Here is a 15,878-nt window from a genome sequence, read left to right as displayed (position 1 = left end):
GTGATGTGTGGCATACGCTCCGTGTTTTGTGACCTCCACTCACGCGATCCGTGAGGATCTGGCCGGGCGGGCGATCGAGCAGCGGCCTCCGCGGCGGACCTATTTGTCGGGTGCTCCTGCGCCGGGGGCCGTTCTGGTTCCGCCGATCAGGCTCGCGCCGGCGGGAGAGCTGATCGCGGCGGCTCGGCGGTCGCCGCTCTACGAGATCGTGCAGGCGCAGGTCGGATGGGCGCGGGCCGGGCGCGAAGTGGAGCCGGATGGTCAGTTGTCCGTCGAGGGGTTCGAAGAGCTGCTCGATTTGATGGACGAGAGCGTGCGGCGGGCGGCGGCGCGGTCGGAGGAGATCGCGCAGTCGGTACGGCGGTTCTGGGACACGTTGATCCAGGTGGGCATCCTGCACGTGGACGGGGTGCGTTCGCTGGTGTGGCCGGGGCCGTGCGCGGTGGCGCTCGCGGGCGCTGATGACGAGGGGGCGCTTGCCGCGTGGCGCGCTCTGCTGATCGCCATGCTGGATCGCTGGAGCGGGGTCGGGCAGGGCAATCCCGAGGTGGAGGGGCTGTCCACCAATCTGCTGGTCTTCCTCTACACGCGCAGCGAGAGGGTCGTCCGGGAGGACCTGGCACCGCTCATGGACCCGCGGGCCCAGGCCGGGATCCGTTTCCGGATCGACGTGCTCTCACATGCCGGGCTGGTCGAGCAGGAGGGCGGGGACGTCTGGATCTCGCCGCTGGGCACGTTCGTGTGCAGGGAACTGCTCCAGGACGCGACCGGGCTGGTGATCCCGACGGTCGGATGCCAGCTGGACGCCGACGCGGGAACGCTCCTTCAGGCCCTCACCGTCTATCGGGTCGACTACATATCGGAGGAGGTGAGCGGCTGGCTGGCGGCGCGATCGGTGGAGCACGGGGTCGCGGAGATCTGCGCGGCGCTGCCGGAGGCGAGCCCGATGGCGCGGCGTGCCGGCCTGGATCTCCTGGCGGGAACGTTCGACACGGCTTTCGGTACGCAGGGGCGGCGGGCGCTGATGAGTCTCGCGGAGGACCCGAGGCTGGGGTCGCTGGCGCACAACTACCTGACGGTGGCGGAGAGGGAACAGGTGCCCGTCCCGGGTCGGGCGGCCAGTACGTGGGCGCTCGTCGACCTCGCCGCCATGAGCCTGCAGGCCGGCACGCCGCCGTTCGAGATGGTCCACACGCTCGGGTACGTCGGGCAGCCCGGCGATCAGATGGCCAGGCTCATCGGCCTCTTCGGGGACGTCGACCATCCCTGGGCCGAGCGCGTCCTGGACGCGATGATCGACCATCATCCGCAGCCCGAGGTCGTCGAGGCGGCTCGGTCGGCTCGGGCGCGTCTCGGCACGCGGGCCGCCGTGGTGTGAGCCTGGTGGCGGGGCGAGGCGGGGTGGTCAGGGGTCTGATTTGAGGTGTTCTAGGAGGCGTTGGTAGTGGTGCCAGCCATCGGGGGAACGGCCGTCGCCCAGGTTGAACCACGTCATGGGGGTGGGCGGTGAGCCGACCCGTCCGGAACGGATGCCGTCCAGGGCCGGATGGGTGCCGGTGATGGCGAGGCCGATGGGGGAGGGCGTGCCCGTCCAGCGCGGTTCGACGGTCAGGTCGGCGCGGCCGGGGCGTACCTGCGCCAGCAGCGAGGTGATCGGGTGCCGGCCGCCGAGGTCGCCGACCAGTGACGGCAGGTCCTCCAGAGGAAGGGGCTCGCCGGGGCGGTAGCCGAAGTCGATCGTCGCCTGCTCGGTGAACCCGCCGTCCTCCGTCCGGGAGAACTCCATCACGGCGATCGCCGTACGCATGCCGCCGCCGACCACCACGACCGGGGCCCCCGCGAGCGCGTCCTCGCGTACGGCCGGGTCGAGGCTCGCCGCGGCCCACGTGCGCGAGGCCGGTTCGAACGTGCCCCAGCCCGCGGGGTCCGCGGCGGTGAGGATCCGCATGAGGTCGGTGACCGGCCCGCCGGCCGACCCGTCCGCCGTGTGACGCGCCCGCAGGATCAGCGTCAGGAGGATGCCGGGCGTCTCGGCGGGCGGCAGCCTGAAGCCCGGCGCGTAGTCCTGGGCGTCGGGCGACGGCGTGAACGCCTGACCGTCCCAGTACAGCGGGCGTCCGGTGAGCCCGGCGTAGTATCCGCCGTCCGCCCGTACGACCCAGTCCGCCCGGCCGGCCGCCACCTGCTGGCACAGCGGCGCGGTCACACGGCTGCCCGACGGCGTCACGACCTGCAGTTTCCGACCGGAGGTGCCGTACTCCCGCTGCGCCTCGACCAGGCCGGGGCCGAACGCGACGATCGGGCGGTCCGTGAGCACGACGGCGGCGCGTTCGGTCAGGAGGTCCGCGCCGCCGGCCGACGCGTGCGCGGACTCGGGCGGGGCGTTCAACGGCCCGGCCCGTTCCACACCGTTCCGCCGTACCGGCCGGTCATCGCCTCGGCGAGCCGTGCCGCGACGTCCGCCGCGTCGCCGGCCCCGGCCGCCGCCTGGATCTCGACCCACCACACCGGCGAGGGGACGGCGACCCCGAGCAGCCGTTCGGCCTCGTCCGGCACCTCGACCAGCACGGGTTCCCGGATGATGACGAGCATGCGGCCGCTGCCGTCGAAGACCTGCGTCGCCCCGGCCTGCGAGCCGACCTCGAGCGGAGCGCCACCGGGGATCTCGACGTGCCGGAGCGCCGCCGCGATCTCCGGACGCTCCCTGAGCAGCGCGACGAACTCCCGGCTCACGACGTTCCCCAGCTGAGCGAGTGCGCGAACACCCGCGCCGCCACGCGCGTCGCGACCGTCCGGCTGGCCGCGCCGACCCGTTCGGCCGCGATCGTGACCCCGGCCGCCAGATGCCGGTCGTACGGCATGATCTCCACGGCGAGGCCGCCGCCGGCGAGCATCCGCCCCGCCCGTACGAGATCGGTGTCCGGGTCGGGCGTGTGGGCGGTCAGGACGATGACCGTCCGCGCCAGCAACGGCCCGAAGCCCTGCTCCACGAACCAGTGCAGCGCGGCCATCGCGCTCGCCGCGCCGTCCCCCGTCCCCGGGGCCACGAAGACCTGGGCGTGCGCCGACGCGATGATGTCCTTCTGCAGCCCGCCGACCAGCCCCGCCCCGCAGTCGATCACCGACGTCGAGAAGTAGCGGCTCACCCGCCCCGCGCCCGCCTGGAACACGTCGTAGCCGAGCTCGGCGCCGACCTCCTGGCCGACGTTGCAGGACAACACCCACAGGCCTTCGTCCGTGCGCATCAGGTAGGGGGCCGCCTCCTCCCAGGAACGAGGACGCGCGGACGCCAGGTCGCGCAACGAGCGGGACGAGGACACGCCCAGGCGCAGCGGCAACGACCCCAGCCCCGGATCCGCGTCGACCGCGAGCACCCGATCGCCGCGGTGCTGCCGGATCACGTCCGCCACCAGCGCCGCCACGCTCGACTTCCCCGCACCGCCGCGGATGCTCGACACCACGATCCGGCGGCACGACGGCACCGGCTGCCCCAGCACCGCGTCGAGCTGAGCCGAGTCGCGGACGTCCATCGCGGCCGAGGCCCCGACGACCTTCCGCATGCCGCGCCGCATACGCCGCCCGACCGGATCCCCGTGGGGGTGGCGTCGCACCAGGTCGTTGGCCAGCGCATAACCCGCAGTGTCGGTGGGTGGGGGACTCGGTGGTGGTCGAGGGGCGGAGCGCGGGGATTCGTGCGGGGGCGGCTGGGGCCACTGCTGAACGTCCGGCTGCTCGCCGTGTCCCGCTTCTGGCGGCGGCTGCTGCGGCTGGGGTGGGGCCTCGTGTCCGAAATTGGGTGGAGGCTCTTGCCCGGTCGACCAACCTCCCGCGGGTCCGATGGGCGCCTGTGGCTCGTGTACGGCCGGGGCTTGCGGCTCGTGAACAACGGGCGGCCCGTACCCGACAGGTGCCTGGGATTCGTGCCCGGTAAAAGGCGGTGCCTCGTGCGGGGCAGGGCTTTGAGCTTCGTGAACGGTGGGGGCCTGTGCCTCGTGCCCAGTGGGGCGTTGCGCCTCGTGCCCGGCAGGGCTTGGCGGCTCGTGTACGGCGGGGGCGTGCGGCTCGTACCCGGTAGGACTCTGCGGTTCGTGCACGGCAGCGGGCGGCGGTGCGTGCCCGGCGGGGCCTCGCGGCTCGTGTCCGGTCGAGGCCTGCGGTTCGTGAACGGCCGTGGTCTGCGGATCTGGAACGGCGGCGGGCGGTGGCCGTCCGTGGGCGGTGGGGGACGGTGGCCTGTGAAGGGACTCCGGTCGAGTGGGGGGCTCGTCCGCCGGTACGGACCTGGGTGCCGCGCCGCCGTTCGTCTGGACGCCCTCATCGCTCGGGACCCTGAACGCCGACTTCTGAACCGTCGCATCACCCCGCACCGGAAGACCGAATGCGGCAGTCGCCGACCTGTCACCGCGCACAACCTCGACCTGCGGCGCTTCGCTCGGAGGCGTTTCTCCCGGCGGTGCTCCGGCCGGCTGGGCTTCGTTCGTTCGCGTACCGGCAGCGGGCTGGACGGCCTGCGGGCCGAGCCGGCCGCCGCGCTGGAGTTCCGGCCTGTGCCCGGCGCCTTCGTCCCTGGCTTGCGGTGCCCCGGCCGGCTGGGCTTCACCGGGTCGCGTCCTGGCCGGACGATCTCCACCCGGTCGCGCACCGGCCGGATGGGCGTCGCCCGGCCGCGTTCCGACCTGATGGCTCTCGGGTGGCGGCGTTCGGGCTGGGTGGGCGTCGACCGGGGGCGGCGTTGTGACCTGCGATGCTCCAGGCGGCGGCTGTGTCGTGATCTGCGGAGGTGGTGCGATCTGCGGCGGTGGTGCGGCCTGCGGAGTTGCGGGCGACGGTGCGGCCGTCTTGGAGATCGGCGAGGCGGGGCTTCCGTGGAGAGGTGTGGTCGGGGGGTGTGGCGCGGGCGGGACGAGCCCGGCATCCATGACGCCGAGCTCCTGCAGCACCTCGTGCTGCCAGTCCGGATTAGCCACCGATCTCTCTCAGGCTCGCTGCGGCCAGGACAAATCACGGGAACCCTGACGAGTCTAGTCATGTCTCCCGCGACTCCTGTCATGTCTTGAAGCCCGGATGTACAACCTGCCTGCGCCGTCAGCAGGCGCCCCCGGCGCCAATCACCCGTCGGTGCCGAAGGGTGTCCGGTGCCGCACGGACAGAGGGCGACTCTGACCAAGTGTGACAATCCGATCGCGCTCGGTTCGCTGCTCGGCTAACTTCGGCCGGACAGGCAGACGGGCCGGCCCGGAGAGGCGATGCGCGGCGACGAAGAGTTGGAACGGCTACGAGACCGGCTGGACTCGACCGCGGGCCTCCGTCCGGTCCCGTCCCAGGAAGGGCGGCGCTTCTGCCGCTGGGATCTGGCCTCCCTGGTCGAAGGCGCCCTCGGCGAGATCCTCGACCCGGACACCATCACGGCCGGCGACGAGCGCGCCTGGCAGCGGCGGCTCGGCGAGGGCCAGTGCGTTCTGTACGACGAGGACCCGCTCACCCACCGGTATTGGATCACGTCCGGCCAGGAGGTGATCGGAACGCTCGGGATCCGGCGCGGCCTGTCCGGCTGGGCTTCGGCCTACGTGTCCTCGCTCTACGTTCACTCCGAATCCCGTCGCCGGGGAGTGGCCTCGCGGACGCTCGACACCGTTTATCGCGCGGCGATCGACGAGGGCCTCGAAGGGATCCGTCTCGACACCAAGTGGACGTGGCAGGACGCCGTTCGCTACTACCTGTCGCGCGGATTCTGGACGTGCTCGTGGAAGCACGACCTGGGCTTCACCCGGCAGCGCGGGCTTCCTCGGTACGAGGTCCGGCAGACCGGCCGCCACTCGCTGGCGTTCCTGCTCGCACATCGCGGTGAGATGTCCCCGCTCCTCGTCGCCGTGCGCGACGGCGAACGGCTCGTTCTCGAGGAGGCGCCCCTTCATCGCGCGCTGCGGGACGATGACGACCACTGGACGACGCTGCTCTACGGCCGCTCCACGCTCGCGCTCCAGCTGGCCGCCCGGGGCTGGCCTCTCATCCGTTCCGAGGAGGCATGGGCCGAGGCTCCCCATCACGCCGACCTGGGCGACCCCGAGGGCCTTGCCTTCAAGATCGGCCATTTCGAACGAACGGCCCGGGACAACGGATGGCGCGTGACGGTCCCCGCCGCGAACGGTCAGATCTCGAAATCCTGGTAACGGTCCCATTCGACACACCGAATCTCGCACATGTTGGATTGTGGGCGCGTGCCGGATGATGTGCCGCATCGGGTCGCACACACCCACCGGGTCGCGCGCACCGGAAGATGCGTCGCGCCGGAATGCGCGTGCGCGCCGGATCGTCCGCCCCCTGGGTGAATGTGGGGCGGTGACTTGTCGTCGATCGCGTGCGCGGGACGCGTTGCGGAGCATGCGGTCATGCCCGACTCTGGTCGCGGCGATTTCGTGCGGTACGAACACGCAAAGGGAGTTCCAACGGTGGAGAGCACTCCGAAGCAGCCCGAGATCGATGCCAGCGTTCCGCATTCGGCCCGGATCTGGAACTACTGGCTGGGCGGCAAGGACTTCTATCCCGCCGACCAGGCGATGGGCGACCAGATCATGAAGTTCTTTCCCGAGATCGTCGAGAACGCGCGGGGCAACCGCTACTTCCTCTGCCGCGTGGTGCGCCATCTGGTCGCCGACGTGGGCATTCGACAGTTCCTCGACATCGGCACGGGGCTGCCCACCGTCGACAACACCCACGAGGTCGCGCAGCGGATCGCCCCCGAATCCCGCATCGTCTACGTCGACAACGACCCGCTCGTTCTCGCTCACGCGCGTGCGCTGCTGACGAGCACGGCCGAGGGCGCGACCGACTACCTCGACGCGGACGTGCGGGACCCGGAGGCGATCCTCGACGCCGCCGCGGCGACCCTCGACTTCTCCCGGCCGGTCGCGCTGATGCTGGTGGGCGTCATGCAGTTCGTCGAGGACGACGCCGAGGCGGACTCCATCCTGCGGCGCCTGATGTCCGCGCTGCCCTCCGGCAGCCACCTCGTGCTGACCCACCCCACGAACGCCGTCCGCGGCGAACGTATGGACGAGGCCGTTCGCCAGTGGAACGAGGGCGGCGGCTCCCCGCGGCTCTCCCTCCGTACCGTCGAGAGGGTCGAGCGGTTCTTCGACGGCCTGCACGTCCTCGAGCCGGGCGTGGTCCCCACCACCCTGTGGCGGCCCGAGGTGCCAGAGCTGGAACAGCCCCAGCCGATCGACGACTTCGGCGCCCTCGCCCGCAAGCCCTGACAGGCCCGCCCGTCCGGCCCGCGCAGCGGACCCCTGACCGCCTCCGGCACGGGCCCGGCTTGCCCTTGGGTCGGGACGGGATGCGCGGACGTGGGGAGCGCCCGGGGGGAAGGTCTGTTTTCCAGGCCGTTGTCGCGGCGTTTTCGGAGATCCAGTGAACGTTCACTGGGCGGTATTGATGTCGGACAAGTAACAATTGACCGGCCTGTCGCAGGTATCCCTTCGTGGTGCAAAAGTTCAGGAGTAGCGTCCCGTTGCCGGTGTGATCCATGTCATACGGTTCACCTCGGCTTCTCGATCCTTTCGGTACGGGGCGTGGGGGCCGTGTGACCAGACGAGCGCAATCGATCCAAACCAAGATCATTGTTCTGCTGATCGCGCCGATCACCGCGCTGGTGGTGCTCTGGGCGTACGCGGCGACGGTCACGTCGCGCGACAGCCTGCGGCAGGTGCGGGCGGAGACGTTCGACGCCAAGGTGGTCAAGCCGACGTCGGAGCTGATCGCGGCGTTGCAGGACGAGCGGCGGATGTCGGTAGCGCATCTGGGGGACGACGCGACGATCGGGCGGGCGGGCCTGGACGCGCAGCGGGCGAAGACCGACCGGATCGCGGCGCTCTACCGGAAGTCCGCGACCCAGCGCGAGGTGCGCGCCGCGACCACGCCCGAGGCCTGGCGGCAGATGGCGAAGGTCGTCGACCTGCTCGGGCGGATCGGCGGCCTGCGGGGAACGATCGACGGCGAGCAGATCGAACGTTCGGCGGCGCTCGGCCGGTACACCGAGCTGATCGACGAGGCGTCGGTCGTCTTCGACGAGGTGTACCCGGACGGCCGCGAGCTGGTCGAGGCGGTCCGCGCGCTCGTCGCCCTGGAGCGCGCCAGGGAGCACCTGGCCCGCGAGGACGCGCTGGTGACCGGCGCGCTGGCGGCCGGGACCCTCACCGAGCTGGAGTACCTGCAGTTCATGCGGTCGGTCGGCGCGCAGCGGTTCCTGTTCGAGGAGGCCGCGCGGGCGCTGCCGGCCGCCGTGCGCGGCCCCTACCGGCAGATCGTCACCGGCCGGGAGTACGGGCGGTTCCGTGAGCTCGAGGACCGCCTGATGACGCAGGGCGGCAGCGGCAAGCGCCCACCGGTGGACGTGGGGGAGTGGCGCACGACGACCGAGGCCGTCAGCGGCAGGCTCGCCGACCTCACCCGCGACCTGGGCGCCCGCACGTCCGCGCGGACGACCGACCAGGCGACCGGCGTGCTGATCCGGCTGTCGCTGGCCGGCGGCCTGGGCCTGCTCGCGATCGCCATCTCGATCGGCGTCGCGTTCCGCGTCGGCCGCCGGATGATCCGGGAGAGCCGCGACGTCGCCGCGTCCATGCACACGTTCACCAGTGAACGGCTCCCGCGCATCGCCGAGCTCGCCCGCACCGGCAGGGAGGTCACCGACGACCAGCCGCCGGGCGGCTTCACCATCAGCGAGATCAACCAGATCGACCGGGCGTTCACCGAGGCGCGCCGCGCGGTGGTGCGGTCCGGGACCAGCGAGGCGAGGGCGCACCAGCGCCTCGGCGAGATCCTGATCAACCTGGCCCGCCGCAACCAGGTGCTGCTCCAGCGCCTGCTCGGCATGCTCGAGACGATGCAGCAGCACGTCGAGGACCCCGACCAGCTGGAACGCCTGTACGAGCTCGACCACATCGCGACCCGCATGCGCCGGCACGCCGAGGGCCTGGTCATCCTGTCCGGCCGTCCCGCCGGGCGCACCTGGCGGCAGCCGGTGCGCCTCATCGACGTGGCGCGCGCCGCGAGCTCCGAGGTCGAGGACTACACCCGGGTCGAGGTCATCCCCATGCCGCGGGTCGCCCTCCAGGGCCGCGCGGTCGCCGACGTCATCCACCTCCTCGCCGAACTGATCGAGAACGCGCTGGCCTTCTCGCCCTCCGAGAACAAGGTGCGGGTGACCGGCCAGGAGGCCGCGCACGGCTTCGTCGTCGAGGTCGAGGACCGCGGCCTCGGCATGACGCCCGAGATGTTCGCCGAGGTGAACGAACGGCTGCACAAGCCGTCCGAGGGCGACTTCCACGACAGCGCCCGGCTCGGGTTCTCGGTCGTGACCCGCCTGGCCGAACGGCACGACATCAAGGTGACGCTGCGCGGCTCGCCGTACGGGGGCGTCCTGGCCATCGTCCTGATCCCGTCCGCGCTGCTCGCCGACGCCACCGCGAGCGCGCTGCCCGAGGCGTCGAGGACCACGCGCCCGCAGCCGCTGCCCCTCGCCGCCGCCGACAGCCCGGCGACCGCCTCCGGCGGCACGCCGATCCTCGCCGCCCCGGCGCTCGCCCCGCCGGTCGCCTCCGTCCCCGCGACGAGGGGCTCCGGCGAGATCCCCGCCTCGCCCGCCTCACGGACGTCCGGCGAGACGAGGACGTCCGGCGAGACGCGAACGTCCGGCGAGATCAGGACGTCGCGTGAGTCGGGGGAGACCGTTCTGCCGGGGCTGCCCACCCGCCGCCGCCAGGAGAACCTCGCACCGCAACTCCGCAAGGACCGTACGACCGGATCCGAAGACCCCTCGCCATCCGTACAGCCCGCTGAACCATCGTCCCCCGAACGGGCCCGCTCCCTCATGTCGGCCATGCAACGCGGCTGGCAGCGCGGCCGCGCCGAGTCGGCACGCCCCGCGGACGGCACCGGCCCGAACGGGAGCGGCGATGACTGACCGGCGGAGCGACGGCAGGGCGGCGAGGTGAGACATGTCCGGCCCGGACGAGGAACTGTGGGTCGATGAGGCGGCCGGACCCGTCGTGCGCCCGTTCGCCGTGGCCAGGGGCAGGACCCGGCACTCCAGCAGGCAGAAGCTCGACCTCATCGCGGTCGTCGTCACCGCCGAGGTGCCGATGCCCGATCCGCGGACGTTGTCGCCCGAGGACGAGGCGATCCTCGAACTCTGCCTGCACCCCCTGACCGTCGCGGACGTCGCCGCCGCCCTCACTCTGCCGCTCGGAGTGATCCGCGTCCTCCTCGGCGATCTCGCCGACCAGGGCCTGATCGACGTACGCCAGCCCGCCGTCCAGGCCCTGCCCGACCACAGTCTGCTGAAGGAAGTGATCGATGGACTCCGCGCGCTCTAGGACCTCCGTGCTCAAGGCCCTGGCCGGCGCCGCTCTCCTACTGGGGACGCTCGCCGCCTGCGCCGGATCGGACGAGCAGGGCGCCACCGGCCCGGGAGTGACCGACGAGCCGTGCCCGAACGCGGTCAACAGGGACAACGGCTGCATCTACCTGGGGATCATCTCCGACCTCACCACCGGCCCGTTCCAGGCCCTCGGCGGCCCGATGACCCGCGCGGAGCAACGTTTCTGGCAGCGCGTCAACCAGCAGGGCGGCGTCAGCGGCTACGACGTCGACGCGGTCACCTACGTGCGCGACAACAAGTACGACATCGCCGTGCACCGGCAGGCCTACAACGAGATCAAGGGCAAGGTGCTGGCGCTGGCGCAGACGCTGGGCTCGCCCATGACCGACGCGATCCTGCCCGACCTCCGCGCGTCCAAGACGATCGCGGTGCCGGCGTCGTGGGCGTCCAAGTGGGAGGCCGAGGACGTCATCCTCGAATCGGGGGCCAGCTACTGCTTCGAGTCGATGAACGCGATCGACTACGCGGCCCAGCGGTCCCGTCTCAAGCGCGTCATGTCCGTCCACTACCCGGGCGACTACGGCGAGGACGCCGCCGCCGGGGCCAGGGTCGCCGCCGGCGCCCACAAGCTGACCTTCAGCGAGATCGAGGCCGCCCAGGGCGACCCGTCCGGGGCCGTCGACGCGATCGTCGCAGGGAAGCCCGACCTGGTCATCGTCACCACCGGCCCCGCCGACGCCGCCAAGATCGTCGGAGAGTCGGTCCGGCGCGGCTACGCGGGCCGCTTCTTCGGCACCAACCCGACCTGGGACAAGTCCCTGCTCAAGAACCCCGCCGCCGGGGCCATCAAAGCCCGCTACCTCCTGACCGCCCCCTGGAAGCCGTTCGCCACGGACTCGCCCGGCCACACCGCCATGCGGGCCGCCCTCGGTTCCGTGGAGCCCAGCGACAACTACACCTCCGGCTGGACCTCGTCCTACCCGCTCAAGGCCGTCCTGCAGAAGGCGGCCGGCAACAAGGACCTCACCCGCGAGGGGCTCCTGGAGGCACTCAAGCAGACCAAGGTCGTCGACTACGAGGGGATGTTGCCCAGCGCCGCCGGCGACTTCTCCGGCGACGCCAACGCCTCCGCTTTCCGCCAGTCGGTCATCGGCCGCCCCGACCACCGCGAGTTCACCGGCATCAAGGTCATCAGCGACTTCTTCGCCGGCCCCACCGCCCGCGGCCACCGCTTCGGCGGCTCGTGCCAGTCCGCCCCCTGACCCGGGCTACCGGCCGACCGGTAGTGACCCGTCACCGTAGACCAGACGCCGTGCCAGGCTCCCGAGACCCTTGATCCGTGCCGTCCCCCGGCGTGTGATCTGAACGAGGCACCACCCCCGCAACCCCCACGGAACGGCGAACAGCGACACGATCCAGAAGTTCATCACCACGTCCCCGGGCGGGATCTCCTCGGTCCCGTACCGGACGGCGGAGTAGACGGCCACCACGATCGCGAACGCGAGGAAGTAGACGGTCGTCAGCACGTCGATCAGCGCGCAGTGGAACGCGTGGTACTTCACGTTCCGGCTCCTGCTGACCAGGAACAGCAGGCCGGTGAACAGCGGCAGGAAGTACACCAGCACCGACGCCGCCCGCAGCCGGTCGTCCTCGACCGGTGGCCGGGGCGGCGGTACGGCGGGCGGCGGCCCCACCGGAGCCGGCCGGGGCGGCGGAACGGTCCACGGCTGCCGCATCGGACCCGTCTCCAGCCGCCCCGTCCGCATCGGCCCCGTCGCGATCGTCTCCGGCGGCGACATCGCGGCTGACCCCGTCGGATGCGGCGGCATCGGGGGAGGCGACGGCTTGGAGCCCGCCGTTCCCCATCCAGCCTGCTCTCCCACGCCCGGCCACGAGCCGGACCCCTTCCCTCGATCTCGTCCAGCGCGTCCCGCGCCTTGGCCGCCACCGACCGGCTGTCGTCGTCCAGCAGAACGCCCAGCTGCTCCTTCGCGAGCGTGCTCGTCTTACCCCGGCCCATCGCCAGCCCCTTCAGCGCCTCGATCACGGCCAGCCGCAGGCTCGGCAGCGGGTGGCCCACCGCCGACAGCACCTCCTCCGGCAGCGACGGAGGCTCCGCCGTCCGGGGGCTGTAGGCGACGACCAGCTCGCCGCTCACGTCCGAGTATTTGGTCGGGGTCTGATGAGGGTTGGCCGCCGTCACCCTGGCGTAGGTGAAGTCGTACAGCTCGTCCACCGAGATCCGCCCGTCCCGGTTGTGGTCGGCCTCCCCGCTGGTCAGCCCCTCCACCAGCGCCGCCGTGAAGACCGACGGCCGGCCGCCGCCCGCCCTCGACACGGTCAGGTGCCGCTCGTCCAGCTCGAACGCGTACTCCAGCGCGGACGACGACGAGAGGACCGCCCGCCCCGACCCCTGCAGCCGTTCGGTGATCCCCACCCCGGGCCCGCCCCGCCGCACCATGCCCTCCACGAAGGCCCCGCTGTAGCAGCAGTCCAGCAGCAGGATGATGTTGCGCGACATGCTGTGCGCCATCTGCTCGCTCACGTACGTCGACGCGACCGCCGTCGACCCCAGCCGGTTGATCCGCGTGTTCGTCGTCGCGAAGTACAGCCGCCCGCCGTCGTCCTTGACCCCGTGGCACGACACGTACAGAAGCAGCACGTCGTCGGGCCGCTTCTCACAGAAGAAATCCTCGATCGCGGCATTCACCTCGTGCGCCGGCCGGTTGAACACCTGCGTCACCGAGAACGCCCCGATCTCCGGATCCGACAACGCCGAAGCCAGCGCCTCCACGTCGTGCGCGGGCGACCGCAGCCCGCTCAGATCCGGTGCCTCATACCGATCCGACGCTACGAGAAGCGCCCGCCGCCGTTGTCCTGTTCGACCCATGCATTCAGCCATTCGATGAGTTGATCCCTTTCCGCCGTGGTGGCCGCCGACAATTCGATCGACCGGTCGCCGCAGCTGACCTTCACGCTCCCCTTGCGCGGACCGAGCCAGCCGAAGATCCCGTTCACCATCGCCCCGATCGCGGACGTGCTCGCCAGCCCGATGAGCAGGGTCGCCAGGCTCGTCGCCGCCGCCGACTTGGCCCCTTCCGGAGCCCGGACCGCCGCCCGCTCCGCGTCCAGCCCGCGGCTCCGCAGATCGGTCAGCAACCGCCTGCTCGCCTGGTCCATCCGCACCGCGTCGGCGCCCTCTTCCGAGACCTCCACCATGACCACGAGCGTCATGAACCATGCCCCCGCATAACCGTAGATCCGCTACTACTTGCCCTTTCAACCAGTAAGACGCCCCGATCAAGAACAAGGGCGACAAGCAGAAAGTCTCATTTAGAAAAACACCCGCAAGTAACCAGCCCCACGATCACCAGAATGGATCGCGCGACGTCCAATTTGAGTTGATATATTCGCAATTATGAACGCCAAGTCCCCGCTCCCGATCATCGAGATCACCGATCGCGACTCAGCGAAAGCCCCGGCCCCTCACCTGCTCCCAGGGCTCGAACCCCTCGGGCCCGCTCGGCGGTGCTCGCTCAGGCGCCGCACCGCCTACCCTCAGGACATGAGAGGCGACGAGAGCCGGCCCGCCCGGGTCGAGGACGTTCACGAGCTCGCTCTGGCCATGCCCCATGTCACCGTCGAGCACGGGACCGGCGACAACCCGATCTACCAGGTGGGCCGGAAGTCGTTCGTCTTCTTCCGCAACCCGCGGCCGGACGCGGTCGACGCCGAGACAGGGGAGCGCCTCCAGGACGTGATCGTCTTCTGGGTGGCGTCCGAGGCGGAGAAGCAGGCGCTGGTGCAGGACGAGGCGTCCCCGTTCTTCACCACCCCGCACTTCAACGGCCACCGCTCCGTCCTCCTGCGCGCAGCCCGCATCGGCGAACTCTCCCGCCGCGAACTAGCGGAGATCGTCCAAGACGCCTGGCTGTCCCAAGCCTCAACCCGCCGCGCCACCACCTACCTCGCCACCCATCCCCAAAGTGACCCCGCCGCCCTCGGGGAGCACACGATCAAACCCGCGGTCGAGTAACGACCGAAGCTCCTCAGAGAGAGCGCTGGGTGCGTTGCCCATGAGGCGGGCGCCTTACCCCGGCGATGATTGACACCGGCCGGCCGCTTCTGTTGATTTGTGGCCAAAGAGGCGGACCGAACAAGGGATCGACGTTGGCCCTGAGCGAGCAGCCCACCGTGTCCACCGGATGTCCCCACTTCCCCTTCCCCGGCGAGACCTGCCGCAGGAGGGGCAGGCACTCGCCCCGGACCATGATCCGCTCAGCTTGTCGCCCTTGTACGAGGGGCTTGGTCCCGTCGCCCGCGTCGTCCTGCCAGATGGACAGCAGGCGCACCTCGTCACCGGCTACCGCGAGTGCGTGAAGGTCCTGCGCGACGAGTCCCTCTTCGCCCGCGGCTCCACCGGGGACCTGCCCACCGCGGACGGCATCACCCCGTACCCGGTGACCGAGCCCACCCTCATGGCGATGGACGGCAAACGTCACCGGCGCGTCCGCGGCTTGGCCGGCAACACCTTCGGGCCCGCCAGCATCGATCGGTACCGCCCGATGGTGGAGACGCTCACCCACAGGCTCCTGGACGAGATGCTGAGCGAGCCGGGCCCGGTCGAGCTGAACCAGCGGCTGGGAATGCCGCTGACACTCGGCATCATCGGAGACGTCATCGGCGTTCCCGGGCGCGACCTGCCCCGGTTCGCCACGTGGGGAGACCTGTTCCTGTCGGCCGGGCCGGACGGGCGGGACGACAACCGTCGCGCCATGGAAGAGATGGTCGAGTACATGGCCCAGCACATCGGGGCGCGCATGTCCTCCCCGGACAGCGCTCCAGCGGACGAGTTGATGACGTCCATCGCCGTGCGCACCGCCGCGCAGATCGCCGAGAATCCCGATGAGGCCGAGCAGATCATGACCGACGCGGTGGTCTTCGCCGCCAGCCTGGTCATCGCCGGATGGGAGACCACGGCCGCCGCGATCGCGGCCTTCGTCTTCCGCCTCCTCACCGGCCGCGGGCAGGACGGCCAGACGCTCTACCGGCAACTGTGCGTCCGCCCCGACCGGATCGCCGACGCGGTGGAGGAGTTGCTGCGCACCACTCCCAACTCGGTGTTCGACACGGCACAGCCTCGCCGGGCGAGGGCCGGCACCGAGCTGGGAGGCGTCCGCGTGGAGGCCGGCGACCTCGTGATTCCGGCGATCGACCGGGCCAACCGCGACCCACGCCGATTCCCCGCCCAGGAGCGGCTCGACTTCGAGAACACCGCCAAGCCTCATCTGGGATTCGGCGACGGCCCGCACGTCTGCATGGGGGCTCCGCTCGCTCGGCTGGAGCTCAACGTCGTGCTCGAAGTCCTCACCCGGCGCGTCCCGAGCCTGCGGCTGCACACCGCGCCCCACGATGTGGTCTGGAACACCGCCACGACCATCCGACGACCTGCCGAGCTGTGGGTCGAGCCGGCCTGACGCCCACCGCAGACCGTGCA

At 71.1% G+C, this 15,878-nt stretch carries 14 protein-coding genes; 8 read left to right on the top strand and 6 right to left on the bottom strand.

Annotation, left to right across the window (positions count from 1 at the left end):
- Positions 1–28 precede the first annotated feature (28 nt).
- Positions 29–1,378, top strand: coding sequence for a hypothetical protein (locus ABZ810_RS38785; RefSeq protein WP_358411903.1), 1,350 nt, complete (start codon positions 29–31; stop codon positions 1,376–1,378).
- A gap of 27 nt (positions 1,379–1,405) precedes the next feature.
- On the opposite strand, the gene ABZ810_RS38780 is transcribed toward ABZ810_RS38785, so the two are convergent.
- The 3 genes from ABZ810_RS38780 to ABZ810_RS38770 are packed head-to-tail and all read right to left on the bottom strand — an operon-like array spanning position 1,406 to position 3,560.
- Entirely contained in the window at positions 1,406–2,389 is a 984-nt protein-coding gene (locus tag ABZ810_RS38780) for a DUF6177 family protein (protein WP_358411902.1), read from the bottom strand.
- A complete protein-coding gene (locus ABZ810_RS38775) occupies positions 2,386–2,733 on the bottom strand; it encodes a hypothetical protein (RefSeq protein WP_358411901.1) in 348 nt (115 codons plus the stop codon). Before ABZ810_RS38775 ends, ABZ810_RS38780 begins: the two co-directional genes overlap by 4 nt.
- Positions 2,730–3,560 (bottom strand): hypothetical protein, encoded by an 831-nt coding sequence (locus ABZ810_RS38770; RefSeq protein ID WP_358411900.1) that lies wholly within the window; start codon positions 3,558–3,560, stop codon positions 2,730–2,732. Before ABZ810_RS38770 ends, ABZ810_RS38775 begins: the two co-directional genes overlap by 4 nt.
- A 1,686-nt stretch (positions 3,561–5,246) precedes the next feature.
- Here ABZ810_RS38770 and ABZ810_RS38765 point away from each other — a divergent pair.
- From ABZ810_RS38765 to ABZ810_RS38745, 5 genes are all read left to right on the top strand, one after another.
- A complete protein-coding gene (locus ABZ810_RS38765; protein WP_358411899.1) occupies positions 5,247–6,170 on the top strand; it encodes a GNAT family N-acetyltransferase in 924 nt (307 codons plus the stop codon).
- A gap of 279 nt (positions 6,171–6,449) precedes the next feature.
- Positions 6,450–7,256 (top strand): SAM-dependent methyltransferase, encoded by an 807-nt coding sequence (locus tag ABZ810_RS38760; protein WP_358411898.1) that lies wholly within the window; start codon positions 6,450–6,452, stop codon positions 7,254–7,256.
- 326 nt (positions 7,257–7,582) lie between these two features.
- A complete protein-coding gene (locus tag ABZ810_RS38755; protein WP_358411897.1) occupies positions 7,583–9,964 on the top strand; it encodes a nitrate- and nitrite sensing domain-containing protein in 2,382 nt (793 codons plus the stop codon).
- A 34-nt stretch (positions 9,965–9,998) separates the two neighbouring features.
- The gene (locus ABZ810_RS38750) at positions 9,999–10,376 is read left to right on the top strand and encodes a DUF742 domain-containing protein (RefSeq protein WP_358411896.1); all 378 of its coding nucleotides are present in this window, start codon (positions 9,999–10,001) and stop codon (positions 10,374–10,376) included.
- Between the two features lie 7 nt (positions 10,377–10,383).
- Entirely contained in the window at positions 10,384–11,643 is a 1,260-nt protein-coding gene (locus ABZ810_RS38745; protein ID WP_358411895.1) for an ABC transporter substrate-binding protein, read from the top strand.
- A 6-nt stretch (positions 11,644–11,649) separates the two neighbouring features.
- On the opposite strand, the gene ABZ810_RS38740 is transcribed toward ABZ810_RS38745, so the two are convergent.
- Genes ABZ810_RS38740 through ABZ810_RS38730 form a run of 3 tightly spaced genes read right to left on the bottom strand, consistent with a single transcriptional unit; the run spans position 11,650 to position 13,615 of the window.
- Positions 11,650–11,943, bottom strand: a complete 294-nt coding sequence (locus ABZ810_RS38740) for a hypothetical protein (protein WP_358411894.1) — start codon at positions 11,941–11,943, stop codon at positions 11,650–11,652.
- Positions 11,940–13,271, bottom strand: a complete 1,332-nt coding sequence (locus tag ABZ810_RS38735; RefSeq protein WP_358411893.1) for a caspase family protein — start codon at positions 13,269–13,271, stop codon at positions 11,940–11,942. The genes ABZ810_RS38740 and ABZ810_RS38735 overlap by 4 nt, the downstream gene beginning before the upstream one ends.
- A complete protein-coding gene (locus tag ABZ810_RS38730; RefSeq protein ID WP_358411892.1) occupies positions 13,232–13,615 on the bottom strand; it encodes a hypothetical protein in 384 nt (127 codons plus the stop codon). The genes ABZ810_RS38735 and ABZ810_RS38730 overlap by 40 nt, the downstream gene beginning before the upstream one ends.
- A 331-nt stretch (positions 13,616–13,946) precedes the next feature.
- Between ABZ810_RS38730 and ABZ810_RS38725 the strand changes: the two genes are divergently transcribed.
- Positions 13,947–14,417 carry an MmcQ/YjbR family DNA-binding protein gene (locus ABZ810_RS38725; protein ID WP_358411891.1) on the top strand — a complete coding sequence of 157 codons (471 nt, stop codon included), beginning with the start codon at positions 13,947–13,949 and terminating at the stop codon, positions 14,415–14,417.
- Positions 14,418–14,673: 256 nt separating this feature from the next.
- Positions 14,674–15,858 (top strand): cytochrome P450, encoded by a 1,185-nt coding sequence (locus ABZ810_RS38720; protein WP_358411890.1) that lies wholly within the window; start codon positions 14,674–14,676, stop codon positions 15,856–15,858.
- Positions 15,859–15,878: the final 20 nt, after the last annotated feature.

Source organism: Spirillospora sp. NPDC047279, assembly GCF_040643285.1.
Classification (GTDB): Bacteria; Actinomycetota; Actinomycetes; order Streptosporangiales; family Streptosporangiaceae; genus Spirillospora.
The sequence above is the reverse complement of the archived record's forward strand: the minus strand, read 5'-3'. Positions and strand labels throughout refer to the sequence as shown.